Genomic DNA, 22217 nt, shown 5'->3' with positions numbered 1-22217 from the left:
TTCGCATGGATATCGGCTATTTCCTGAAGCTGATGACCGAAAAGAACGCGTCGGACATGTTCTTGACGACCGGAGCACCGGTATACATCAAGATCGAGGGGAAACTCTATCCGCTGGGCAATACCGGGCTGCCGCCCGGGATGGTCAAGAAGATCGCCTACTCGTTGATGGATGAAGGCCAGGCCCCGCAGTTCGAGCGCGAGCTCGAGCTCAACATGGCCATTGCCCTGCCCGATGCCGGGCGCTTCCGCGTCAACGTGTTCAAGCAGCGCGGCGAGGTCGGCATGGTGATCCGTGCGATCCGCAGCAAGATCCCCAGCATCGAAGAGCTCAACCTGCCGCAGGTGCTCAAGGACGTCATCATGACGCCACGCGGGCTGGTGCTGGTGGTCGGCTCGACCGGCTCGGGCAAGTCCACCTCGCTGGCCTCGATGATCGACCACCGCAACAGCACCACGACCGGGCACATCCTCACCATCGAGGACCCGATCGAGTACCTGCACAAGCACAAGATGTCGATCGTGAACCAGCGCGAGGTCGGGCTCGACACGCACACCTTCCACGACGCGTTGAAGAACGCGATGCGCGAAGCGCCCGATGTCATCCTGATCGGCGAAATCCTGGATGCGGAAACGATGGAAGCGGCCATCGCCTTCGCCGAAACCGGGCACCTGTGCCTGGCTACCCTGCACTCCAACAACGCCGACCAGACCATCGAGCGCATCCTCAACTTCTTCCCTGAGAGTGCACATCGCAACGTGCTGATGAACCTCTCGCTGAACCTGCGCGCGGTGGTCTCCCAGCGCCTGGTCAAGGGCAAGGACGGGCGCCGCCTGCCGGCCACCGAAGTGCTGATCAATACGCCGATGATCCGCGACCTGCTGCGCCGCGGCCAGGTGCACGAGATCAAGGCGGCGATGGAAGCCTCGCTGGAAGAAGGCATGGAGAGCTTCGACCAGTGCCTGTTCCGGATGGCCAAGAACGGCATCATCGAGCAGGAGGAAGCGCTGCGCGCGGCCGATTCGCGCGATGGCCTGGCGTTGAAGTTCCGGCTGTCCGAAGGCGGCAGCGGCGAGCACGATCCGTACGCGGATTTCTCGGCCAACAGCGCACCGGCGTCGATCACCCACGGGTTCTGACGGGAAAGCCCCCACCGTTGGCGGGGGCAATGGGCCAGGCGCATCGACCAACAGTCGATGCCTACCCGTCACCCTGCGTCGATCTGATGCTCGGGCCGCGCCGCGTCGAAGGCCGGCAGCGCCAGGCACGCCGCCTCGATCCGCTGCAGGGTCGGGTACGGCGCCAGCGCCAGGCCGAACCGGTGCGCGTTGTACAGCTGCGGCACCAGGCAGGCATCGGCCAGCCCGGGCTGGTCGCCATGGCAGAACGTACCCGTCGCCAGATGATCGGCCAGCAGCGTTTCCATCGCCGCCAAGCCCTCCGCCATCCAGTGCAGCGTCCACGCCGTGCGCGCCTCGGCGCTTGCCTGCAGCGTGCGCTCCAGATACTGCATCACCCGCAGGTTGTTGAGCGGGTGGAGGTCGCAGGCCACCAGTTGGGCCAGCGCACGCACGCGCGCCCTGCCCTCGGCGTCGCTGGGCAGCAACGGCGTGGCCGGGAACACCTCGTCGAGGTACTCCAGGATCGCCATCGACTGCTGCAGGACCCGGCCGCCATGGCGCAGGGTCGGCACCAGTTCCTGCGGGTTGAGCGCGGCATAGGCCACGCTGTGCTGCTCACCGCCCTCGCGGACCAGGTGCACCGGGGTGATCCGGTGCGGAAGGCCCTTGAGGTTCAGCCCGATACGCACGCGGTAGGCCGCGCTGGACCGCCAGTAACTGAAGAGTTCGATCGGTTCCATGACGGTCTCCGCCTCCGCGCTCAGGGCTTGGCCGCCTGCTCGATGCGCTGCTCGATCGCACCGAAGATGCTGTCGCCGGCCGCATCGAACATCTCGATCCGCACCACGTCGCCGAAGGACATGAAGGGCGTGCTCGGCTTGCCGTCGCGCAGGGTTTCCACGGTGCGCTGTTCGGCGAAGCAGGAGGCGCCCTTGCTGGTGTCTTCGTTGGCGATGGTGCCCGAGCCGACGATCGCACCGGCGCCCAGCGGGCGGGTCTTGGCCGCGTGCGCGACCAGCTGGGCGAAGTTGAACTGCATGTCCACGCCCGCTTCCGGCGCGCCAAACCAGGTGCCATTGATGTGGGTGACCAGCGGCAGGTGGACCTTGCTGTCCTGCCACGCCTCGCCGAGTTCATCGGGGGTGACGAACACCGGCGACAGCGCCGAGCGCGGCTTGGACTGCAGGAAGCCGAAGCCCTTGGCCAATTCGCCCGGGATCAGGTTGCGCAGCGAGACATCGTTGACCAGGCCGATCAGCTGGATATGGCCGGCAGCCTGCTCGGGCGTCACCGCCATCGGCACGTCGTCGGTGATCACCACCAGCTCGGCTTCCAGGTCGATCCCGTATTCCTCGCTGACCACCTTGACCGCATCGCGCGGGCCATAAAAGCCGGCACTGGTGGCCTGGTACATCAGTGGATCGGTGTAGAAGCTTTCCGGCACCTCGGCGCCACGGGCGCGGCGCACGCGGGCCACGTGCGGCAGGTAGGCGCTGCCGTCGACGAACTCGTAGGAACGCGGCAGCGGGGCGGCCAGCGCCTGCAGGTCGATATCGAACACGCCGTCGGCGTCGCCGTCGTTCAGCGATTCGTACAGGGCGTTCAGTCGCGGCGCCAGGTGGCTCCAGTCTTCCAGGGCCTGCTGCAGGGTCGCGGCGATGCCGGTGGCGCGCACGCCCTGGCGCAGATCGCGCGAGACCACGATCAGGGTGCCGTCGCGGCCGCCTTCCTTCAAAGAACCAAGCTTCATGGGTGGGTATCCGGGATCGCGAAAATAGGTTTCAAGTGTAATCAAATGGTTGACGGGCCTACCAGCTGCACCGCCGCATCGCCTTACCGTAATGCATTGCCTACGCGCAGGAGCAGCCACGCATGGCGTGGCTCTACCGTTCCGCCCCCCTCCTCCCAAGCTGAACAGGGGGGTTTGGTATGGGTCTCAAACATCCGTTAGACTATCCGGGTCTGCAGCGGCCGTCCGTTTCCCTTCGGGATCGCCGGCGATATGGATCAAACGATCCGTCGCCCGCCCCCACTCCGACGCCATTCGTCATGCATTCCAGTCTGCGCACCGCGTCGACTGCACCCAATTCTCGCAGCGCGGTTTACGGGAACGCTCCGAGTCAGCCGATCACATTGATCTGCCTCGCGTCCGGCCATTCGGCCTGGCGTTACTTTGTCTTTGGAGCTTCCACCCGATGTCTTTTGAATCCTTGGGCCTTGCCCCGTTCCTGCTGCGCGCGTTGGCCGAGCAGGGCTACGAAACCCCCACCCCGATCCAGGAGCAGGCCATCCCGCTCGCCCTGGAAGGCCGCGACCTGCTGGCCGGCGCACAGACCGGTACCGGCAAGACCGCCGCGTTCGGCCTGCCGCTGCTGCAGCACCTGGGCACCAACCCGCAGGCCGTCGATGGCCCGCGCCGCCCGCGTGCGCTGGTGCTGACCCCGACCCGCGAGCTGGCCACCCAGGTGCATGACAGCCTGCGCGGCTACAGCAAGTACCTGCGCATCCCGAGCGCCTGCATCTACGGCGGCGTCGGCATGGGCAACCAGTTCGACGTGCTGCGCCGTGGCGTGGACCTGCTGGTCGCCTGCCCGGGCCGCCTGATCGATCACATCGAGCGCCGCAGCGTCGACCTTTCCGGCATCGAAATCCTGGTGCTGGACGAAGCCGACCGCATGCTCGACATGGGCTTCCTGCCGTCGATCAAGAAGATCCTCGCCAAGCTGCCGCGCCAGAACCGCCAGACCCTGCTGTTCTCGGCGACCTTCGAAGAGAGCATCAAGCAGCTGGCGCTGGAGTTCATGCGCAACCCGGAGCAGATCCAGGTCACGCCGAAGAACACCGTTGCCGAGAACATCAGCCACCGCGTGCACCCGGTCGATGGCCCGCGCAAGCGCGAGCTGCTGCTGCACCTGCTGGCCCAGGACAGCCGTGAGCAGACCCTGGTGTTCGGCCGAACCAAGCACGGCTGCGACAAGCTGGCCATGTTCCTGGACAAGTCCGGCATCAAGACCGCGGCGATCCACGGCAACAAGAGCCAGGGCCAGCGCCTGCGTGCGCTGGGTGATTTCAAGGCCGGCCGCGTGACCGTGCTGGTGGCCACCGATATCGCCGCGCGCGGCATCGACATCAACGAGCTGCCGAAGGTCATCAACTATGACCTGCCGATGGTGGCCGAGGATTACGTGCACCGCATCGGCCGTACCGGTCGTAACGGCTCGACCGGCCAGGCGATCTCGCTGGTGGCGCAGGACGAAGCCAAGCTGCTGCGCCAGATCGTGCGCCTGCTCGACAAGGACATGGACATCCGCGACGTGCCGGGCTTCGAGCCGCAGACCCCGATCCGCTGGGGCAACAGCGCGCCGGGCAAGGCCGAACTGCCGGGTGGCGATCGCTCGCCGCGCAAGCATGCACGTCGCCCGCACGCCGAGGCCCCGCGCCACGCCCATGCCGGCCCGAAGAAAGCCGGTGGCGGTCAGCGTGATGGCGCCGGCCGCGGTGCACCGCGCGGTGGCCAGCCGCAGGGCCAGCGCCGTGGCGGTGGCAATGCCGGCGGTGGCCGCAGCCAGGGTGGCGGTGGCGGTCGCGCCAGCTGATTCCTTCGGGCATCGCTGAAACGTAGAAAGGGCGACGCATCTGCGTCGCCCTTTTTTTGTTTGTCTGGCGCCGGCCAGCGGCCGGCACTACCGGCCCGGCCGTTGGCGCCTGTACGGCTGTGGCTCGGCGCCCCGACTCAGAAGCTGTAGGCCACCGTGATCCGTGCATTGCGGCCCGGCTCGCTGTAGCGGCCGATGCCCTCATCGTTGACGTAGCCGTAGAGCGTGTTGCTGCCCTTGTTGACGTTGCGCACGCGCTGCCAGAGGTAGTACGTCTCGTTGGTCAGGTTGTAGAGGCCAGCGCTGAGCTTCCACTGCGGGGTGACGTTCCAGGTGCCATACAGATCCAGCACGGTGTAGCCATCGGCCTTGTCGACGAAGGCCGGCGTGGTGACCTTGCCGGTGGCGTCGGTGGTGTAGGCGTCCTTGGTCTTCTTGGCCACGGCATGGGTCACGCTGGCGGTGAGGTTCCACACCGGCGAGGGGGCATAGCGCACGCCGAGCACGGCGCTGGCCGGCACGATGCTCTCCAGCGGATCGCCATTGCGCTTCTCGCCTTTGGCGTAGGACGCGGCCAGTCGCGAGGACCACGCATCACTGATCTGCCAGCGGCCCTCGAGCTCCGCGCCCTTGACCGTCACTTCGCCCGCGTTGGTCGGCATCGTGTAGTTGCGCGAGTACAGCACCGGACCGGTCGCCGTCGTGCGGAAACCACCTGGTACCGACTGGACCAGGTTGGTGTACTCGATGAAGTTCTCGTAGCGGTCGCGGAACACCGACAGGCCCAGCTGCGCGCGGTCCGTGCTCCAGCGGTAGCCGAACTCGAGGTTCAGGCTCTTTTCCGCCTCCAGGTCCGGATTGGACACGGTGTCGTTGAGCAGCAGCGGCTGGCCGTTCTGCGCGTTGATCACCTGGGTGGCGCTGGTCGGCGAGTACATGTCCGCCACAGTGGGCGCACGGAAGCCACGACCCACCTGGGCCCACAGCGCGTGATCGGGCAGGAAGCGGTATTCCGCGCCCAGCTGCCAGCTCGGCGAGGCGAAGCTCACATCACGCACGGTGCCGGTGCGGTCCACGAAGGTGGCATCCACCTGCGGCGCGTAATCGTAACGGTCGTAGCGCGCTCCCGCGCTGAGGGTCAGGCGTTCGTCGAGCAGCTGCACGCTGTCGCGCAGGTACAGGTTCCAGGCGGTGACGTCGGTCTTGGGCACCTGGCGCGGATCGATCTCCACCGAGGCCACGGCACCAGCGGCATTCCAGCGCGTGTCGACGGCAGTGAAATCAATGTCGCGCTGCTGCCAGGCCAGGCCGTAGACCACGTCGTGGCGTGCGCCTGCGGTGGCAAACACCTTGCTGAAATCGGCCGCGGCACGGTCCAGGGTCTGCTTGGTGGAGCGGTTCTCGCTGCGCAGGCACGGCGTGGCGCCGCCCGGGCAGCCGCTGCCGGCCACGATGGTGGTGATGCCACGGCTGTCGGTGACCTGCCGGTCCACCTGCGCATCCAGGGTATCGAACAGCGCGTTGTCGGCCCGCCACTGGTAGTTCACCCCGTAGCGGTCACGGTCGTTGGTGTCATGGCCTTTGCGCGACAGGTAACCCGGTGCATAGACACGCGACAGGTTGTCCACGTCGTTGGTGGCGCGGCCACGCTCGTACAGGAAGCCCAGCGTATTGGCCTCGTCGAGCTGCAGGTCGAGCTTGCCGAGCAGGTTGTCGCGGGTGCTGTCGACCGGATCGGGGGTACGGCGACCGACCCCGATGCGATCGTTCGTGGTGTCGTACCACGACTCGGATTCATGGCCTTCGCGACGGGTGTAGACCAGCATCGATTCGACGAAGCCGGTGCGGTTGGCGACGGTCAGCGTGCCCATGGTTTCGTCGTTGGCGCCGGAGTACCCCGCCTTGAATCCAAGGTGGGTATCGTTGCCGCTCGCCTTGAGATAGTCGGCCGGGTCCTTGGTGGTGAACACCACCGCGCCGCCCAGTGCGCCGCTGCCGGCGCTGATCGAATCGGCGCCCTTGATCACGGCCAGGCTCTTGAGCGTATCGATGTCCACATCGCCGCGGCCACCGCGGAAGAACTCATAGGAACGCGCGGTTTCCACCGATTCGCCCAGGCTCAGGCCATCGACGGTGATCGCCACGCGGTCGCTTTCCAGACCACGGATGTTGAAGCCGTTATCGCCGAAACGGCCCATGTCCACGATGCTGACACCGGGGATGTAGCGGATCGCCTCTTCCATCGTATTGGCCATCTCGCTGTCGAGATCGGCCGAAGTGAGCACGGTGACGTTCTGGTTGGCCGAGCGCGTTTTCTTGGCGCGCTCAGCCTGCACACGCACGGTATCGAGCGTGCTGGCATCGTTGACGGTTTCAGCGTGCACGGTGACGGACAGGCCGGCGGCAACCGCCATGGCCAGCAGGGTGAGGGACGACTTCATGATCAAGCTCCGCAGGAGAGGTAGGGAATGGCGTGAACGCCGCGGTTGGCGGCGGGCCGTTCCTGGCTGCGGCGATCAGTGGATCGAGCGGGGCTGGGAGGCACAAGGACGCGCGGGGAATCGCGCGCCGGAATCATCGTTGGCTGATACGTGGGACGTGCACGGCACGTCCGGGCCGCTAGCGGTTGCCGTTGGCCGAGTGCGCGCCGGCGACCGGCTCCGGATCGCGCGCATCGACGACGCCATCACCGTTGCTGTCGGCACGGTCGAACATGCGCTTGCCCGAGAGCTGGTACTCGGCGAACGTCATGTGGCCATCGGCGTCCTTGTCCAGCGAGGCGAAGCGCACGCGGGCCTGGCGCTCGGCATCGGCACGGACACGCTGGCGCTGGTGGTCCAGGCGGCCGTCAAACTCGGCGGTGTACTCGGCTAGCGACAGCGTGCCGTCGCCGTCGGTATCGGTGGCGGCGAAGCTCGCTGCACGCACTGCATCGAACTCTGCGCGATCGACCGCGCCGTCCTTGTTGCGGTCGTACAGTTCCAGCATGCCGTTGGCGGTATGCGACGTCGGCATCTTCAACGGATCGCGCGAAGACGCCCCGGCCGTCTCCTGCGTGGCGTTCTGGGATGTTTTCGTAGCTGGCCCAGGTACGTTCGCCGGCGGCATCGTACTCGGCACGGCTGATCGCGCCGTTGTTGTCGCGGTCCAACGCTTTGAAGCGGGTGTCGGTCTGGCGCAGGTGGCCGGCGCGTGCGTCGGCCAGACGCACGTCGAAGCGCTGCAGGTACTCGTCGACGTATTCCTGTTCGTCGACATGACCGTCGTGGTTGCGGTCGGTCTGGGCATAACGCTGTTTGCGGAAGGCCTCGAACTGGGCCCAGCTGACGCTGTCGGTGCCGTTGGTGGCGAACTGTGCGAGGAAGGCGGCGGCGGTCGGCGAGGCGGTGGCGGTCTTGCTGGCCGGCTGCGCGAGGACGGCCGGGGCCAGCACCAGGGCCATCAGGGCAGCGGTGAGCGGGACGATCTTCATGGTGGTTCCCCTGGAGAAAGGACGGTGACGGTTCGAGGACGCGGATGCGCAACCCGGGAGGGGTTGGCGTGGATCGGCGCGACGGTACCGGTGACGCTCATGTCCAGCGTGAGCGGGCGCCATCCTATTCTTATTGCGAATGATTCGCAATACGAAATTTTCACGGGGGCTGTGATGGGGCGGAATGAACACAGCCGACGGGGAGTCGGCTGTGTGCGTGGGGGGGGCGGGAGCCGGCCGGCGGCCGGCACTACCCGTGGGCGTGTCAGCCGCGCGGCTTGGTCGGGTTGAGCTGGTTGCCGAAGAAGATCGCGTTCAACAGCAGGCGCTCGGTGCCATGCCAGTACTTGCGGTGCGCCGGATCATCGGCGAACAGCACCACATTGCCCTGCCCCTGCGGCGAGACCACCAGCCACGCGGCACCGGCGACGCGGCTGCGGTTTCGCTCGGAAAGGTACCCGTTGACCTTCGGCGCCTCGTCGATGCGCACCACGGTAGAGAACGGGTTGCGGCTGGGCTGGAAGCTCAGGCCGTTTTCCTTGTTCACCGCCAGCTGCCGACGCGGTACGCCGAAGCCCAGCGGATGGGTGTTGTCCACGTCCGCGCTGAGGATGTTGCCGCTCACCCGCTCGATCGCCGCGATGTCGCGCTGGTCACCGAACGCGCGCCGCGCTGCGTCCGGCGCCTTCTCCTCCGGCCCCAGCACTTCGTCGCTGAGCTTCTGCTCGATCGCCCAGCGCGCGGCCGTGCCGTAGGTGATCAGCGAGCCACCGGCATTGATCCAGCGCTTGAGCGCCGCCACGGCGGTGGCGTCCACGCCGGCATAGGTACCGCCGGCCAGGACAATGGTGGTGTAGCGGTCCAGGGTGATCTTGCCCAACTGGGCCGGGTCGATCTTGCTGGCCGGCAACTGCAGGTGCTGATCCAGCAGGAACCACGCCGAGCCGATCTCGGTGGCGCTGACGCCCTCGCCCATCACCAGCGCCACCGCCGGCTTGCGCAGTGCCTTGACGCTGTCACTGCCCAGATCGATGCCACCGCGGCTCTGCCCGCTGGACAGCGCCTGGATGTGCACGCCACTGCTGCGTGCGACCGCATCGACCGCGGCAAGCAGCTCGGCACCGGCCAGCGGCTGGCCCGCGACCGGCACCACCACGCTGCCATAGCCGAATGACTGCTCGCCCTGCGCGGTGGCCGCGGTGAACGGCTGGAAGGCTGCGCGGGTCACCACGCCCTTGGCCTGCAGCGCATACAGCGCGCGGCTGGCGTTGTAATCGCGCCAATCGAATACGTAGGCGTAGCCCGCCTGGCCGCCAACCACGCCACCGTTGGCGGCCGGTACGCTGGCCACGCGCTCGCCACCGGCAATCCGGCTGCGGCTTGCGGCGAAGGCGATACCGTAGGCCGGCGCGATCGCATAGGAGGTGCTGCCGTAGAACACATCGCCCTTGATCGGCGGGGTGTCGGCGAAGATCGAATGCACGAGGCGGAACTGCGGCTGCGCGGCCTGGACGACGTACGCGCTGCCCGGCTCGAAGCGCAGCCCATCCACGGTGATCGGGGCGCTCAACGCCTGCACCGTGATCTGGTGTTGCAGCAGCAGATCCAGCAGCCGCTGGGTCAGGCCCGGATCAGCCGCGTCGCCGAACACGAAGGACTTCACCGGCTGCTGGTTGGCCTGCTTCAGCGCGGACTGGAAGAAGTCCTTCTGCAGCTTCAGCAGCCCGTCGCGTTCGGTCACTGCGCCGCGCACCGTGCCCAGTCCGGTCGCCACCTGGTTGCGGATGGTGAAGCCGAAGGTCAGCAGGCCGTTGACCGATTCCTGCACGCGGCCGCGCGAGCTGGCCTGCTCCACGGTCACGCCGACCGCACCGTGGAAGTCCGGGTAGGTCGAGCCATACACCGGCGAGAAGTTGTCGAAGTTCTCCCCGGTGTAATACAGCGAGCCCAGTGCATCCAGCGATTGGGCGTGGTACTTGGCCAGGGTCTTGTTGAAGTCATACGACGCCGCCGGAATCAGCGGGCTGTGCATGCTCGCCGGTGACGGTTCGAAGTAGTAGGTGCTGTCCTTGCCCATCTCGTGGAAGTCGATCTGGACGTTGGGATACCACTGGTGGAAATAGGCGATCTTCGGCCGCGTGTCCTGCTGGGTCAGCGCCAGCCAGTCGCGGTTGAGATCGGTGAAGTAGTGATTGGTGCGGCCCTGCGGGAACGGTTCGACATGTTCCTTGTCGGCCGGATCGGCCGAGGCAGGCGAGGAGGCATAGGCGTTGTGCCAGCTTGCCGCGCGGTCGCGCCCATCCGGGTTCTGCGCCGGATCGAACAGCACCACCGCCTGCTGCAGCCACTGCGCCGTCTCCGCGCTGCGGTTGGCGACCAGGTAGTAGGCGGTCAGCATCGCCGCTTCACCGCTGGAGGTTTCATTGCCGTGCACGCTGTAACCCAGCCACACCACCACCGGGCTGTTGCCGGCGGCCGAGAGCGGCTGCGCCGGATCGGCCAGGGTGACGTGCTGGCGGCGCAGCGTATCCAGGTTCTGCAGGTTCGGCGCCGAGGTCACCGTGGCGATCAGCAGCGGGCGGCCCTCGTAGCTGCGGCCGATCTCTTCCACCTTGATCTTGTCCGAGTGCCTGGCCAGTTCGTTGAAGTAGGCCACCAGCTGATCGTGCCGCGTGTAACGGCTGCCGATCTCATAGCCGAGAAACTGTTGGGGCGTGGGCACGGCCGGATCAAAATCACCACCGCCCGGGAAGAAGTACGCGCTCTGCGCGGACGCAGGCGCAGCGAACACAGACAGCACCAGCGCCAACCAGGCGATGGGAGACAGCAGACGACGTTGCAAAGACACAGCGATTCCCCGAAAGACGGGCCGGTTCCTTCCGGCCCTGTGGATACGCACGCTCCGGTGCGCTGGATGAGGTCAGAAGCGGTAGTCGAAGCCGACCGTGAAGTAGCGACCGCGCAGGTCGTACTGACTGAAGTCGTACGGCGCGCGGATGCCCGGGAAGGAGGCGTCGTACGGCGGCTCCTCATCGGCCAGGTTCTGGATCTTCGCGTACAGGGTCAGCTTGTCGATACCGGTGTAGCCCAGGTACAGATCGAACTGGTTGTACGCATCCACCCGATCCTGCACGGAAGTGGCCGCGGCGCTGGCCTTCTGGTCGTAACCACTGGTGTAGTACCAGGTCAGCGCGGTGCGGAAGTCGCCGTAGCTCCAATCGAAGGTGGTGGTGGCCTTGTTCTTGGGCAGGGTGGCGCCGAGGTTGCTGCCGGCGTAATCCACCAGCGGACCACCGACCACGGTCGGGCGGCTGTAGTCGCGCACGTGGGTGAAGGCGGTGCTCAGGCCGAAGTCGCCGGCACGCGCGGTCGGGAAGCGCTGACGCAGCTCGACATCGAAACCGGAGGTCTTCAGCTCGCTCAGGTTCTGGTAGCGGTTGAACACCGCCAGCAGCTTGCCGCGCTCATCGCGGCTGACCGCACCCGGCACGTTGTCGGTGACCAGGGTCTGGGTGTTGTTGGTGCCCACCAGGTTTTCCAGCTCGATGCGGTAGTAATCCACGCTCAGGCTGGTGTTGGACCACGGCGAGAGCACGATGCCGGCATTGAAGCTCTTGGTACGCTCCGGCTTGAGATCGTTGTTGCCGACGGTGAAGAAGGTCGGGTTCTGGCGCGAGCCCGGCACGTCCGGGTCGCGCGGATCGATCACGCTGCCGTAGGCGATGCTGGTGCTGTTGGAGTTCTCCGACAGCGACGGCGCGCGGAAGCCCTTGGAGGCGGCGGCGCGCACCAGCAGGATGTCCCACGGCTGCCAGCGCAGGCTCAGCTTGGGCGAGAACGCATCGCCGAAATCGCTGTAGTGATCGGCGCGCGCAGCCGCCTGCAGTTCCAGACGCTCGGCCAGCGGCACGTTCACTTCGGCATAGGCCGCGGTGACCTTGCGCTCACCATGCACCTCGGCAATCGCCGGGCGGATCTGCAGGCCCGCATCGATCTGCCACGGGTTGTTGGAGTCGAGCTTCTCGCGGCGCCATTCGGCACCGGCGGCGAACCCGATCTCACCGGCCCAGGTGTGGCCGATCGCCCCGGAGATCTTGGCATCCACGCTCTGCAGCACCGACTCGGCCGGGCGCAGCGTGCTGATGTTGATCGCGTTGAGCACGTCCTGCGAGGTCGCCGATGGATTGAGCAGGTTGTAGCTGCCGGAGGCCAGCGCATCGGCCAGTGCATACCGGTTGGCGAAGCCGCCGGAAACCGTCTCGCGCTCGCTGCTGCGCGCACCGAACGCCCCGACTTCCCAATCCCAGTTCTGCAGGCTGCCGCGCAGCCCGACCAGGCCGCGGTAAGCCTGCGAGCGGTTGGTCTTGATGGTCGCGCCGAGGTTGAAGAAGGTGTACTCGATCGGCACCGCGCGACCATACGGGTTGTACGGGCTGCTGGCGGGCAGATTGGACGACACCGGTTCGGCCAGGCCGGTATCGGCGTTGAGCGCGAAGCGGCCGCTTTCCAGGGTGAAGAACGGGCTGCTGCCGAACCAGGAGACACCCTTGATGTCGCTGTAGAGCACTTCGCCGAATGCTTCGACGTTGTCGTTCACCCGGAAGGTGCCGTTGACGTAGGCCTGGTAGCGCTTGGTCGAGGGGATCAGCGTGGTGTACGGCGCCTGGTTGAAGCCGCAGGTGTTGCCGGCCAGGCCGTCGATCGGTGCGCTGGCGACCAGCGTGGTGCCGTCCGGGCAGTTGCCGCTGGCATCGAGCATCGGCACCGAGGTGCCATTGACCAGATAGCGCGCACCCTTGGCCGACCAGCCGTTCCAGCGGCCGCCGGGCTTGTCGGTGTAGATGCCGGACTTGGTCAGGTCGCGCTGGTCCTGGTCCAGGCGCTCGCGGTTGTAGCCTTCCAGGCTGACCAGGATGTTGTAGCCGTCCGTGTCCAGATCACCGATGCCGCCGATGAACTTCAGGTTCTGCTCGTCCAGCCCGCCCTGGTCGGCGGTGCCGAGGCTGCCACCGAGTTCGGCACCTTCGAAATTCTGCCGGGTGATGATGTTGACCACGCCAGCCACGGCATCCGAACCGTACACGGCCGAGGCGCCGTCCTTGAGCACTTCGATGCGCTCCACCGCAACCAGCGGCAGCGCGTTGAGATTGACGAAGGTGTCCGACAGGCCGCCGGCCGGGAAGCCATAGTTGGCCAGGCGCCGGCCGTTGAGCAGCACCAGCGTGTTCTTCTGCGACAGGCCGCGCAGGCCGATGCCCGCCGAACCGGAGGCCCAGCCGTTGTTGGTGGTTTCGTTGGCGGCGTTGCCGGTGTTGGCCGAGATCGAGCGCAGCAGGTCGGCGACGGTGGCCTTGCCGGTCTCCTCCAGCTGCTGGCGCTCGATCACCTGCACCGGGTTGGCCGACTCGGTATCGGTGCGCTTGATGTTGGACCCGGTGACCCGCACGGCGGCAAGGGTCTTGCTGTCGCCGGCGGCGGCGGCATCGGGGGCGGCGTCGGCAAACGCGGTCAAAGGCGTTGCCAGAGCGACGGACAGCGCCGCTACAAGAAGAGTGTGCTTGGGCATGAACTTCAGTGGGGTGGTGGACGACAAGTTCCGCAGTAGTCCATGCCTGGCTGAACCGCGGCCAATAACATCTCTTCATACGGATATAAGAGAAACTAACATCTCTTCATCCGGATGGAAATGTTTTCGTTAGCAACAATTAACGCCCGCCCCCTACTGGAGCCCCAGCCCACCGCTACAATGCGGCCATGGAAATCTTCAAAGTCTTTACCCTCGAGGCCGCTCACCACCTCCCCAACGTGCCGCCGGGCCACAAGTGCGCGCGCCTGCACGGCCACTCCTTCCGGGTGGAACTCAAAGTGGAAGGCGAGCCCGGCGAGCAGACCGGCTGGATCATGGATTTCGGCGACGTCAAAGCCGCTTTCCAGCCGATCTACGACCGTCTGGACCACCACTACCTCAACGACATCCCCGGCCTGGAGAACCCGACCAGCGAGCGCCTTGCGATGTGGATCTGGGACGAACTCAAGCCGGCCCTGCCCGAGCTGAGCGAAGTCACCGTGCACGAAACCTGCACCTCCGGCTGCCGCTACCGCGGCTGACCCGGCAGCGCGCGGTAGAGCCGACCGTTGGTCGGCTCCCACCCCATCATCATCGCCCGCAAGCCTTCGCAACCCATTGATTGGAAACCGGTTCAACTAAAACCGGGCCACCACTGGCGATGGAATGTTGCAATGCAATATTTTCGGCGTATGCTGCATTGCATCAACGTTCTCGAGCCGTCCTGACCATGGCGTCCGCGTTCACCGATTCCTTCAGCGACTACACCCGCCAGCTGGCCGCCACGGCCACGCGTGCCAACCGGCTCGCGCTGGAAAATGCCGAAAGCATGTTCGGGGTGCGGTTGAAGACGCTGGAGAAGAACATCACCGCCACCAGCGGGTTCTTCGGTGAAATCGTGCAGTCACAGGATGCCGGCACGCTGCAGTCGCTGCTGCCCAAAGGCGCGCAACTGGCACGTGACAACCTCGCCCGTTGGACCAGCGCCAGCCAGGAAGTGGCCGGCCTGGGGCTGAAGGCCTCCGAAGCCTTCGGCGAACTCGCCCGGCAGCCGTTCGCGGCCGCCACGCCCAGCGCGGGCAAGACGCGCGGCTGAGCCGGACAACATCGAATTTGCGTGGGTCCCTCCCCCCACGCAATCCCAGACCCGACAGAACCCTCCCTCTGTCGGGTCTTTTTTTGGGCGGCGATCAGGCCTAGGCAATGGCGCACCGATGGCGCTCCAGCCATGCCTGGAACATCAGGATCGGCCACAGGTGGGTGTGCCACTTGCGCCGGCCCTCACAGAACTCCGTCCATATCCGCCCGACCAGCGCTGCATCGAAGTAGCCCTCGCGGCACAGCCGTTGTTCGTCCAGCAGCGCATTGGCCCATGGGAAGAGCGGGCCGGCCAGCCAGGCGGCGACCGGCGGGCCGAACCCCATCTTGGGCCGGTACACCAGCCGTTCGGGCAGATGCCGCGACAGCAGCTGCTTGAGAATCCACTTGTGTTCGCCATCGGCGAACGTGAGGCCACCGGGCAACGACCAGGCAAAGCGCGCCACCGCCGGATCCAGTAGCGGCGATCGGGTTTCCAGCCCCTGGGCTGCCCCGGCCCGATCGATCTTGGTCAGGATGCCGTTGCCGAGATCCATCAGGAAGTCCAGATACTGCACCCGATCGGCCGGTTCGCCTGCGTCCAGCCAGCGCGCGCGATCGGCGAACACCGTCGCCGGCTCGGTTGTCTGCAGTACCACCCGCGCCGGATCGCGCCAACGCGATACCCGCAACAGGTAGTGCGCCTCCACGCTATCGGCGCTCAGTTCCGAACGCAGCGCGGGCCAGCCGCCCAATCGCGCCCGTTCGGGGTCGGCCGCAGGCCATCGCCGCAACAGGCACCGCAACGGCGCAGGCACACGTTCGTTCCACGCTGCATTGCGGATGGCACGTTGATAAGCGGTATGTCCATGGAACAACTCATCCCCGCCATCGCCTGTCATCACCACACGATGGCGGCCGGCGACCAGCATGCTGGCCAGCAGTGTCGGCACCTGCGATGCATCGGCAAAGGGCTCGCACCAGATGTCCGGTAGCGCCGCCACGAGGGTTTCTGCCTCGCTACGCCGGAGGATGTGACGGGTGTGCCGGGTCCCGAGCCGGGCGGCGACCTGATCTGCCCAGTCGGCTTCGTCGTGGCGCGGATCGTCGAAGCCGACCGTGAAGGTGTCGACCGGCAGCATGGACTGCGACTGCAGGACGGCGGTGACCAACGAGGAATCGGTCCCCCCGGACAGGAATGCCGCCGCTGTGCCCTCCTGTGGCGACCGCCGCGATACCGCTTGGTGCAGCACCAGTTCCAGCCGCTCCACCGCATCGTCACGGGTGGACAACGGCAGGTGCGCACGCGCTTCAATCGCCGTGCGCATTTCCTCGCGGGCGTCCCAATAGCGGCGACCACCCGCGTGGTCCTTGTGTGCCAGCGCCCCCGCCTCGCGCACGGCCAAGGTAAGCCGGACCACGCACCCGGCGGCCACTTTGAAGATGCCCTGCTGGATGCTGTGCGGCGCGGGAATGTAGCCAAAACGCAGCAGCAGCGTCAGCGCATCGCGATTGATCGGCGCCTGAAAGCCGGGATAGCCGTGCAGCGAGGCCAGCCCCATGCCGAACAGCAGATCGCCGCGGCACCAGCCGTAGTACAGCGGCCGCGCGCCGACCCGATCGCGTGCCAGCCACAGTACGTGCTCCTGGCGATCCCATACGGCCAGCGCGAAGTCCCCGTCGCACTCATTCAACGTGCGCTGCAGTCCACGGGCAGCAATCGAGAGCAGCAGCAGCGTCGCATCCTCCTCGGCGGCCCCTGCCGACGTCGCAAACTCGCGCTGCAGGGTCGTACGGGTATGCAGCGTACCGTCCAGACACAGCACATAGCGCCCACATGCGGACCGCTGCGGTGACCGTTGGGTCCCGCCCACGCTGTGCAATCGCGCCAGCGCCACGCCGTGGCGCTCGTCGTACCAGGTCGACGGAGCGCGGCCGCCGTGGCGCAACGTCGCACTCATGGCGTCCAAGCGTTGCGGCAAGCCAGCGGAACATTTTCCAGGGCGCACGACGACGCCACAGATACCACTCATGCAGAGGTTTCTCCTGTCAGGATCGCGGAAACGCCACCCCCGACCGCAGCGGCTCCGGGGTGGCGATGGCATTGCCGATCAGAAGGCGTAGGACATACCCACGTACCAATTATTGAGGCGCATCTTTTCCACGCCGGCCGCCTGTTGGACCTTCTTGTTGGCCGACATCGGGATCGTGTACTCGGCGCGCAACGCGAGCGCGTCGGTCAGATACACGTTGGCGCCGACGCTGGGCGTGGTGGCAAATTTGCGCTGCCGAGTCGTCTTGATCTCCGTGCCCTTGGGCGGCAGGAAACTCTGCTGGCGGCTGCCGACGGCCACCTTGCCGAACAGCTCCACGTGATCACCGATCGGTATCAGGGCCAAGCCCCCCAGGGTGAGCGAACGGCTGGAGAGATTCGCCGTGCCCGGATCCTTGCTGCGGCGGTTGCCGACAGTGTTGTCGAAGGAGCCTTCGGCCGCCAGGAACGGGTTGAACCGGTACCCGGCACCGACGCTGTAGCTCGTGCCGGAGCTGCGCTGCTTGCGCTTGGTCCCCGGTGCGGCATCGGCAGCGGGGACCTTCCCGTTGGCGTGCGTCTTGCCGAGGCCACCGTACACGTAGAGACCTTCGCGATCCGCAGGAGAGGCGTGGGCCGTTGTGGTGACCAGGGCCAACGAGAGGGCAATCAGGGAACGTTTGATGTACATGGATGACTCCGTGGTTGGGAGTGCACACGGTGGGTTGTTGGCGGGGCCCTGTCAGTGCAGCGCACGTGTGACCCGCGCAACCGTTCTAGACCCTGTGTAACGGTTCGTGACAGCGGGTTGAACGCGACAATCACACACGTGTTTCGTGCCTTCGCGGGCACACTTTCAGACCGCCCGATGACGACATCGCCCGACGTGTTGCACCGCAGATTCGCCGCACCAGTCCCCACAAGTTGCCTCTGGATGAACAGTCTGACGGGCACGTTCAGCGCACACCTCGCTGCCCCGTCGTGCTGCCTTAGGATCGCGCCAGCTCAGGAAGACAAGGCAGGGTAGCGATGGTCGACATCGTGGTGGTGGAGGATGACGAGCGTCTCGGCGCTCTGGTCAGCGGCTATCTCTCGCGCCATGGCTACGACGTGGTGCACCAGCTCAGCGGCGAAAGTGCGGTGGAGCGCATTCCCGGTCTGGACCCGGCCGTGGTGCTGCTGGATGTCACCCTGCCCGGTATCGACGGCTTTGCTGTCTGTGCCGCGATCCGACCGCGCTTCAGCGGGGTGATCTGCATGTTGAGCGCGCGCACCGATGATATCGATCAGGTGCTCGGGCTGGAGCTGGGCGCGGATGATTACATCGGCAAGCCGATCGAGCCACGGGTCCTGCTGGCGCGCGTACGCGCGCACCTGCGTCGCGCCAGCAGCCAGCGACAGACACGCCCGACACTGTGCTTCGGGGGGCTTCGCATCGAACGCGATACCCGCGAGGTGACGCTGCAGGGTGAGCGGATCGAATTGACCACGGCTGAGTTCGATCTGTTGCTGTGCCTGGCTGACAGCGCAGGCACGATCCTCAGCCGCGATGATCTGATGCGCGATCTGCGCGGGATCGGTTTCGATGGCCTGGACCGCTCGATCGATGCCCGTATCTCACGACTGCGTCGCAAGCTCGGTGACCTGGCGGAGGTACCCGGCCGGATCAAGACCATCCGCGGCAAGGGCTATCTGTTCAATCGAGCCGGATGGGGCTGAAGACGCTGCAGCCCCACCGCACGCCGGCACAGCACAGGGGTCACTTCCGCCTGTTCCTGCGCTATTGCCTGGGCTTCGTGCTGGCCTACCTGGTGCTGATCGCCTCGGGCCTGTATCTGTGGGCGTCACTCACCGAGCAGGGAGAAGAACAGCAGATCCGCACACAACTGCAAGGCACCCACCACCTTCTGCACGCGCGCTATGCCGACACGCCGCAGACAGACTGGCCGCAGCTGACCCGGCACCTGCAAATGCAGTTCGCCTACCCGCTGAAGGTCATGTCGCTGGCCAAGGCGCCGCACGTACTGGATGTTCCGTCGCTGCAGCATCTGGACCAGGGTGGGCTGGTGCTGTCTCCAGACGGGCACTTCAGCTATCAGCGACTTCCTGGCTCGGCCGACGTGTTGGTACTGGGCGATTTCTCCGAACCCGAGCAGGCCGATCTTGCCTTGTACGACAGCGAGCACGTGGATGCCGCAGTGATGATCAGCATCTTCATCATCGCCATCGCGTTCCCGCTGTACTTCCTGGTGTATCGCCTGTGGCGCGATGTCTATGCGCTCGGGCACATGGCGCTGGCGATCCAGCAGGGTGAGCTGGCAGTCGCGGCCCCCGCCATCAGCACCCATCTCGTGCGGCCGCTGCGTGAGGCGCTGTCCAGCATGGCCACGCAACTGCATGGCGCGATGGAAGGGCAACGGATTCTGTCCCAGGCGGTCGCCCACGAAACGCGTACGCCATTGGCGCGGATGCGCTTCGCGCTGGCCATGATGCAGATCGCCGATGACGACCCGGAAGGGGCAGCGCTGCTGAACGGCCTGAAGACCGATGTCGCGCGGCTGGAGCAGTTGGCCTCTGCCGGCGTGACTTACGCGCAGTTCGGTCGCAGCCGACATGTCACCACACACCGGCTGGATGTCTGGCGGCTTTTCGAGGCGCTCGAACAGCGCTTTCCTGCTGTCGGCGACAGCGCCGCGAGACTGAGCTTCCAGCCTTCTCATCGGTGCACGCTGATCGCCAACCGCGACGCATTGATGCTGGCGTTGGGCAACCTGATCGGCAACGCACGGCGTCACGCAGTCAGTCAGGTGGTCGTGAGCCTGCATGCCGCCGGATCGGGGGTGGTCATCGCCGTGGATGACGACGGACCTGGCGTGGCCCCAGCCGACCGTGAGCGTATCTTTCAGCCTTATGTGCAGCTGCAGCGACACCCCGACGGCTTCGGACTGGGACTGGCCTTGGTCCACATCATCGCCACCAAACATGGTGGAAGTGCAGATGTATGCGACTCGGTGCTCGGCGGCGCGCGCTTTCGGGTGCTCCTGCCACACGCCTGAGCCCCCGGCGCATTGCTCAGCGCGTGGCCGGCAGCGAGAACACGAACAGCGCCCCGTCGCGACTCTCCAGCAGGCGGATATCGCGCCCATGCAGCTGCAGGATGCGATGCACGATCAACAGGCCCAGCCCGCCGCTGTCCGGTCGTTGGCTGCCCAGTGCCGGCATCGCGGTGAACAGGGTGTCGCGCCGTTCGGGGGCGATGCCGGGGCCCGTGTCGGCCACGCTGATCTGCACCTCGCCCTCGGCCGCGCGCAGGGTCACGGTGATACGGCCACCTTCCGGCGTATGGCGGATGGCGTTGTCCAGCAGGTTGGTCAGCACCCGCTCGATCAACGCCAGATCCGCGACCACCGGCGGCACGCCGGGCGGGATGTCGGCCCCGAGCGTCTGCCGGCGTGACTCGGCTGCCAGCTCGAACTTCTGGAACACATCCTGGATCAGATCCGGCAGCGAGAAGGCCTGGCGGTCGAGCACCACCCCGCCGTGCTCCAGCCGGGCCAGCTCGAACAGCGCCTGGGCCAGGCGCCCGACCTTGTGACTCTGCGACAGGGCAATGGACAGGTAACGCTGGCGTTCGTCGGCACTGAGCGTGGCGTCTTTGAGTGCCAGCGTTTCCAGATACCCGTGCAGCGACGACAACGGTGTGCGCAGGTCGTGGGAGATGTTGGCGACCAGTTCGCGCCGCTGCAGATCCTGCTGGCGCAGCTGTTGCCACTGCTCGCCCAGGCGCTGGGCCATGTGGCCGAAGCTGTGCTGCAGGATGGCCAGCTCGTCGCGCTCGCCGGGGCGCAGCGGCGCCGGGGGCGGTGCGGCATCCGGGGTGGCACTATCCACATCGAAGGACTGGATGCGCCGGGTCAGCTGGCGCAGCGGGCGGGTCACCCAGCGGAACGCGACCAGGCCGGCCAGCAGGCCCACCACGGCGACGATCGCCAGCGACCACAACGTGGTACGCAGCGTACTGTTGGCCGCGATATTGGCGGCGAGCGCTTCGCGCTGCTCGCCGACCAGCACCACGTAGATGTAACCCGCCTGATGCCCCTGCACCCACAGCGGCGCCGCGTTGAAAACCTTGCGGCCGGTCGCACTGCGTGGGTCATCGCCGAGGATCGGCAACGGCTCGTCGCGCAGCAGCGCCTGCACAGGCGCCAGATCGACACGGCTGCGCTTGAGGTGACCGTCGGGCGCATCATGGCCAAGGATGCGGCCCTGGTCATCAAGCAGATACACCTCCACGCTCGGGTTGACCGCCATCAGCTTGCCGAACAGCGCGCGCACTTCCCCATTGCGCATGCCGCGGCCATCCATCAGCTCACCACTGCGCGCGATGTGCTCGGCCAGCCCGCGCGACAGGCGCTGCACGGTTTCCTGCTCATGCACGGCAGTGCTGCGCATCTGGATCCAGACCAGTGCGCCACAGCACAGCAGCAACAGCGCGAAAAACACCGCGGACAGGCGCTGGGACAAGGTGAGGCGGATCACGTGTCTGTCCCCTCGTGGCCATCGACCAGTTTGTAGCCGCGCCCCCACACCGTCTGGATGCGTTGCGGGTTGGCCGCATCGCGCTCGATCTTGTTGCGCAGGCGGTTGATGTGGGTGTTGACGGTGTGCTCGTAGCCGTCGTGCTGGTAGCCCCACACCTGGTTGAGCAGGTCCATGCGCGAATACACCTGGCCGGGATGACGGGCGAAGAAGTACAGCAGGTCGAACTCGCGCGGAGTCAATTCCAGCGGTCGTCCCTCCACCAGCGCCGTGCGGGCGACCGGGTCGATGCGCAGCCCGGCCACCTCGATCTCACCGGCATCGATGCGTGCGTTCTGGGCCATCGCTTCCACCCGGCGCAGCAGCGCTTTCACGCGTGCCACCAGTTCCAGCATCGAGAAGGGCTTGGCCAGGTAATCGTCTGCGCCCAGCTCCAGGCCGAGAATGCGGTGCACTTCACTGGCGCGCGCACTGGTGATGATGATCGGCGTGTAGCGCGTCATCGCACGGGCGCGCTTGCAGATCTCCAGGCCGTCCACACCGGGCAGCATCAGGTCCAGCACCAGCGCGCTCCACGGCTGCGCCTCCAGCAGGGCCAGGCCCTCGTCGCCGGTGGCGGCATGGGTGACCTCATAGCCTTCATCGCGCAGGTGCATGCGCAGCAGGTTGGCGATGTGGACATCGTCTTCGACGATCAGGACGCGCTTGGCACTGCTCATCGGCTCAGGGGGCGGCAGGAGGGCATGGCGGCATTGTCGACGGATCGCGACCTGAATGTGTCACGGAAAATTTAACCCTGCGTGAGGATTCGTTG

At 66.3% G+C, this 22217-nt stretch carries 17 protein-coding genes; 7 read left to right on the top strand and 10 right to left on the bottom strand.

Annotated features, from left to right (window positions below):
- Nucleotides 1–5 precede the first annotated feature (5 nt).
- Entirely contained in the window at nucleotides 6–1139 is a 1134-nt protein-coding gene (locus ABE571_RS10460) for a PilT/PilU family type 4a pilus ATPase (protein WP_313212083.1), read from the top strand.
- Between the two features lie 68 nt (nucleotides 1140–1207).
- On the opposite strand, the gene maiA is transcribed toward ABE571_RS10460, so the two are convergent.
- Nucleotides 1208–1861 (bottom strand): maleylacetoacetate isomerase, encoded by a 654-nt coding sequence (gene maiA, locus ABE571_RS10455; RefSeq protein WP_346483080.1) that lies wholly within the window; start codon nucleotides 1859–1861, stop codon nucleotides 1208–1210.
- Between the two features lie 20 nt (nucleotides 1862–1881).
- Complete coding sequence (locus ABE571_RS10450) at nucleotides 1882–2871, bottom strand: fumarylacetoacetate hydrolase family protein (RefSeq protein ID WP_313212085.1); 990 nt, start codon at nucleotides 2869–2871, stop codon at nucleotides 1882–1884.
- A 445-nt stretch (nucleotides 2872–3316) separates the two neighbouring features.
- Between ABE571_RS10450 and ABE571_RS10445 the strand changes: the two genes are divergently transcribed.
- Nucleotides 3317–4717 (top strand): DEAD/DEAH box helicase, encoded by a 1401-nt coding sequence (locus ABE571_RS10445; RefSeq protein ID WP_121042519.1) that lies wholly within the window; start codon nucleotides 3317–3319, stop codon nucleotides 4715–4717.
- A gap of 137 nt (nucleotides 4718–4854) precedes the next feature.
- Here the strand turns inward: ABE571_RS10445 and ABE571_RS10440 are convergent, their stop codons facing one another.
- Nucleotides 4855–7158, bottom strand: a complete 2304-nt coding sequence (locus ABE571_RS10440) for a TonB-dependent hemoglobin/transferrin/lactoferrin family receptor (RefSeq protein ID WP_346481395.1) — start codon at nucleotides 7156–7158, stop codon at nucleotides 4855–4857.
- Nucleotides 7159–7336: 178 nt separating this feature from the next.
- Complete coding sequence (locus tag ABE571_RS10435) at nucleotides 7337–7732, bottom strand: hypothetical protein (protein WP_346493676.1); 396 nt, start codon at nucleotides 7730–7732, stop codon at nucleotides 7337–7339.
- Here ABE571_RS10435 and ABE571_RS10430 point away from each other — a divergent pair.
- Nucleotides 7704–8480, top strand: coding sequence for a hypothetical protein (locus ABE571_RS10430; RefSeq protein ID WP_346493675.1), 777 nt, complete (start codon nucleotides 7704–7706; stop codon nucleotides 8478–8480). The two genes, ABE571_RS10435 and ABE571_RS10430, sit on opposite strands and share 29 nt — an antisense overlap.
- On the opposite strand, the gene ABE571_RS10425 is transcribed toward ABE571_RS10430, so the two are convergent.
- Both ABE571_RS10425 and ABE571_RS10420 read right to left on the bottom strand, forming a co-directional pair.
- The gene (locus tag ABE571_RS10425) at nucleotides 8455–11019 is read right to left on the bottom strand and encodes a M14 family zinc carboxypeptidase (RefSeq protein ID WP_346493729.1); all 2565 of its coding nucleotides are present in this window, start codon (nucleotides 11017–11019) and stop codon (nucleotides 8455–8457) included. The genes ABE571_RS10430 and ABE571_RS10425 overlap by 26 nt on opposite strands.
- A gap of 90 nt (nucleotides 11020–11109) precedes the next feature.
- On the bottom strand, nucleotides 11110–13755 hold the full coding sequence (locus ABE571_RS10420; RefSeq protein ID WP_346493728.1) for a TonB-dependent receptor: 2646 nt from the start codon (nucleotides 13753–13755) through the stop codon (nucleotides 11110–11112).
- Nucleotides 13756–13943: 188 nt separating this feature from the next.
- Here ABE571_RS10420 and queD point away from each other — a divergent pair, with 188 nt between their 5' ends.
- Together queD and ABE571_RS10410 are read left to right on the top strand one after the other, a co-directional pair.
- Nucleotides 13944–14297, top strand: coding sequence for a 6-carboxytetrahydropterin synthase QueD (gene queD, locus ABE571_RS10415; RefSeq protein WP_019182605.1), 354 nt, complete (start codon nucleotides 13944–13946; stop codon nucleotides 14295–14297).
- A 188-nt stretch (nucleotides 14298–14485) separates the two neighbouring features.
- On the top strand, nucleotides 14486–14851 hold the full coding sequence (locus tag ABE571_RS10410) for a phasin family protein (RefSeq protein ID WP_346493674.1): 366 nt from the start codon (nucleotides 14486–14488) through the stop codon (nucleotides 14849–14851).
- Between the two features lie 100 nt (nucleotides 14852–14951).
- Here the strand turns inward: ABE571_RS10410 and ABE571_RS10405 are convergent, their stop codons facing one another.
- Together ABE571_RS10405 and ABE571_RS10400 are read right to left on the bottom strand one after the other, a co-directional pair.
- Nucleotides 14952–16793: an asparagine synthase-related protein gene (locus tag ABE571_RS10405; protein WP_346493673.1), complete on the bottom strand. Its 1842-nt coding sequence runs from the start codon at nucleotides 16791–16793 to the stop codon at nucleotides 14952–14954.
- A 150-nt stretch (nucleotides 16794–16943) separates the two neighbouring features.
- Nucleotides 16944–17555 carry a porin family protein gene (locus tag ABE571_RS10400; RefSeq protein ID WP_313212090.1) on the bottom strand — a complete coding sequence of 204 codons (612 nt, stop codon included), beginning with the start codon at nucleotides 17553–17555 and terminating at the stop codon, nucleotides 16944–16946.
- Nucleotides 17556–17893: 338 nt separating this feature from the next.
- Here ABE571_RS10400 and ABE571_RS10395 point away from each other — a divergent pair, with 338 nt between their 5' ends.
- Both ABE571_RS10395 and ABE571_RS10390 read left to right on the top strand, forming a co-directional pair.
- Nucleotides 17894–18583 (top strand): winged helix-turn-helix domain-containing protein, encoded by a 690-nt coding sequence (locus tag ABE571_RS10395; RefSeq protein WP_313212091.1) that lies wholly within the window; start codon nucleotides 17894–17896, stop codon nucleotides 18581–18583.
- Nucleotides 18574–19920 carry an ATP-binding protein gene (locus tag ABE571_RS10390; RefSeq protein WP_346493672.1) on the top strand — a complete coding sequence of 449 codons (1347 nt, stop codon included), beginning with the start codon at nucleotides 18574–18576 and terminating at the stop codon, nucleotides 19918–19920. Before ABE571_RS10395 ends, ABE571_RS10390 begins: the two co-directional genes overlap by 10 nt.
- A 16-nt stretch (nucleotides 19921–19936) precedes the next feature.
- On the opposite strand, the gene ABE571_RS10385 is transcribed toward ABE571_RS10390, so the two are convergent.
- Both ABE571_RS10385 and ABE571_RS10380 read right to left on the bottom strand, forming a co-directional pair.
- Nucleotides 19937–21403 (bottom strand): HAMP domain-containing sensor histidine kinase, encoded by a 1467-nt coding sequence (locus tag ABE571_RS10385; RefSeq protein ID WP_346493671.1) that lies wholly within the window; start codon nucleotides 21401–21403, stop codon nucleotides 19937–19939.
- Entirely contained in the window at nucleotides 21400–22122 is a 723-nt protein-coding gene (locus ABE571_RS10380) for a response regulator transcription factor (protein WP_346481389.1), read from the bottom strand. Before ABE571_RS10380 ends, ABE571_RS10385 begins: the two co-directional genes overlap by 4 nt.
- Nucleotides 22123–22217: the final 95 nt, after the last annotated feature.

It is taken from the genome of Stenotrophomonas sp. TWI273 (assembly GCF_039674765.1).
Taxonomy (GTDB): Bacteria; Pseudomonadota; Gammaproteobacteria; order Xanthomonadales; family Xanthomonadaceae; genus Stenotrophomonas.
The sequence above is the reverse complement of the archived record's forward strand: the minus strand, read 5'-3'. Positions and strand labels throughout refer to the sequence as shown.

What these genes read in the sequence shown, in the direction of transcription:
- ABE571_RS10400 (WP_313212090.1), bottom strand. Translation starts at nt 17,555, where the DNA reads ATGTACATCAAACGTTCCCTGATTGCCCTCTCGTTGGCCCTGGTCACC.
- ABE571_RS10440 (WP_346481395.1), bottom strand. Translation starts at nt 7,158, where the DNA reads ATGAAGTCGTCCCTCACCCTGCTGGCCATGGCGGTTGCCGCCGGCCTG.
- ABE571_RS10450 (WP_313212085.1), bottom strand. Translation starts at nt 2,871, where the DNA reads ATGAAGCTTGGTTCTTTGAAGGAAGGCGGCCGCGACGGCACCCTGATC.
- ABE571_RS10405 (WP_346493673.1), bottom strand. Translation starts at nt 16,793, where the DNA reads ATGAGTGCGACGTTGCGCCACGGCGGCCGCGCTCCGTCGACCTGGTAC.
- ABE571_RS10395 (WP_313212091.1), top strand. Translation starts at nt 17,894, where the DNA reads ATGGTCGACATCGTGGTGGTGGAGGATGACGAGCGTCTCGGCGCTCTG.
- ABE571_RS10460 (WP_313212083.1), top strand. Translation starts at nt 6, where the DNA reads ATGGATATCGGCTATTTCCTGAAGCTGATGACCGAAAAGAACGCGTCG.
- maiA (WP_346483080.1), bottom strand. Translation starts at nt 1,861, where the DNA reads ATGGAACCGATCGAACTCTTCAGTTACTGGCGGTCCAGCGCGGCCTAC.
- ABE571_RS10420 (WP_346493728.1), bottom strand. Translation starts at nt 13,755, where the DNA reads ATGCCCAAGCACACTCTTCTTGTAGCGGCGCTGTCCGTCGCTCTGGCA.
- ABE571_RS10390 (WP_346493672.1), top strand. Translation starts at nt 18,574, where the DNA reads ATGGGGCTGAAGACGCTGCAGCCCCACCGCACGCCGGCACAGCACAGG.
- ABE571_RS10435 (WP_346493676.1), bottom strand. Translation starts at nt 7,732, where the DNA reads ATGCCGACGTCGCATACCGCCAACGGCATGCTGGAACTGTACGACCGC.
- ABE571_RS10430 (WP_346493675.1), top strand. Translation starts at nt 7,704, where the DNA reads ATGCCGTTGGCGGTATGCGACGTCGGCATCTTCAACGGATCGCGCGAA.
- ABE571_RS10410 (WP_346493674.1), top strand. Translation starts at nt 14,486, where the DNA reads ATGGCGTCCGCGTTCACCGATTCCTTCAGCGACTACACCCGCCAGCTG.
- ABE571_RS10380 (WP_346481389.1), bottom strand. Translation starts at nt 22,122, where the DNA reads ATGAGCAGTGCCAAGCGCGTCCTGATCGTCGAAGACGATGTCCACATC.
- queD (WP_019182605.1), top strand. Translation starts at nt 13,944, where the DNA reads ATGGAAATCTTCAAAGTCTTTACCCTCGAGGCCGCTCACCACCTCCCC.
- ABE571_RS10445 (WP_121042519.1), top strand. Translation starts at nt 3,317, where the DNA reads ATGTCTTTTGAATCCTTGGGCCTTGCCCCGTTCCTGCTGCGCGCGTTG.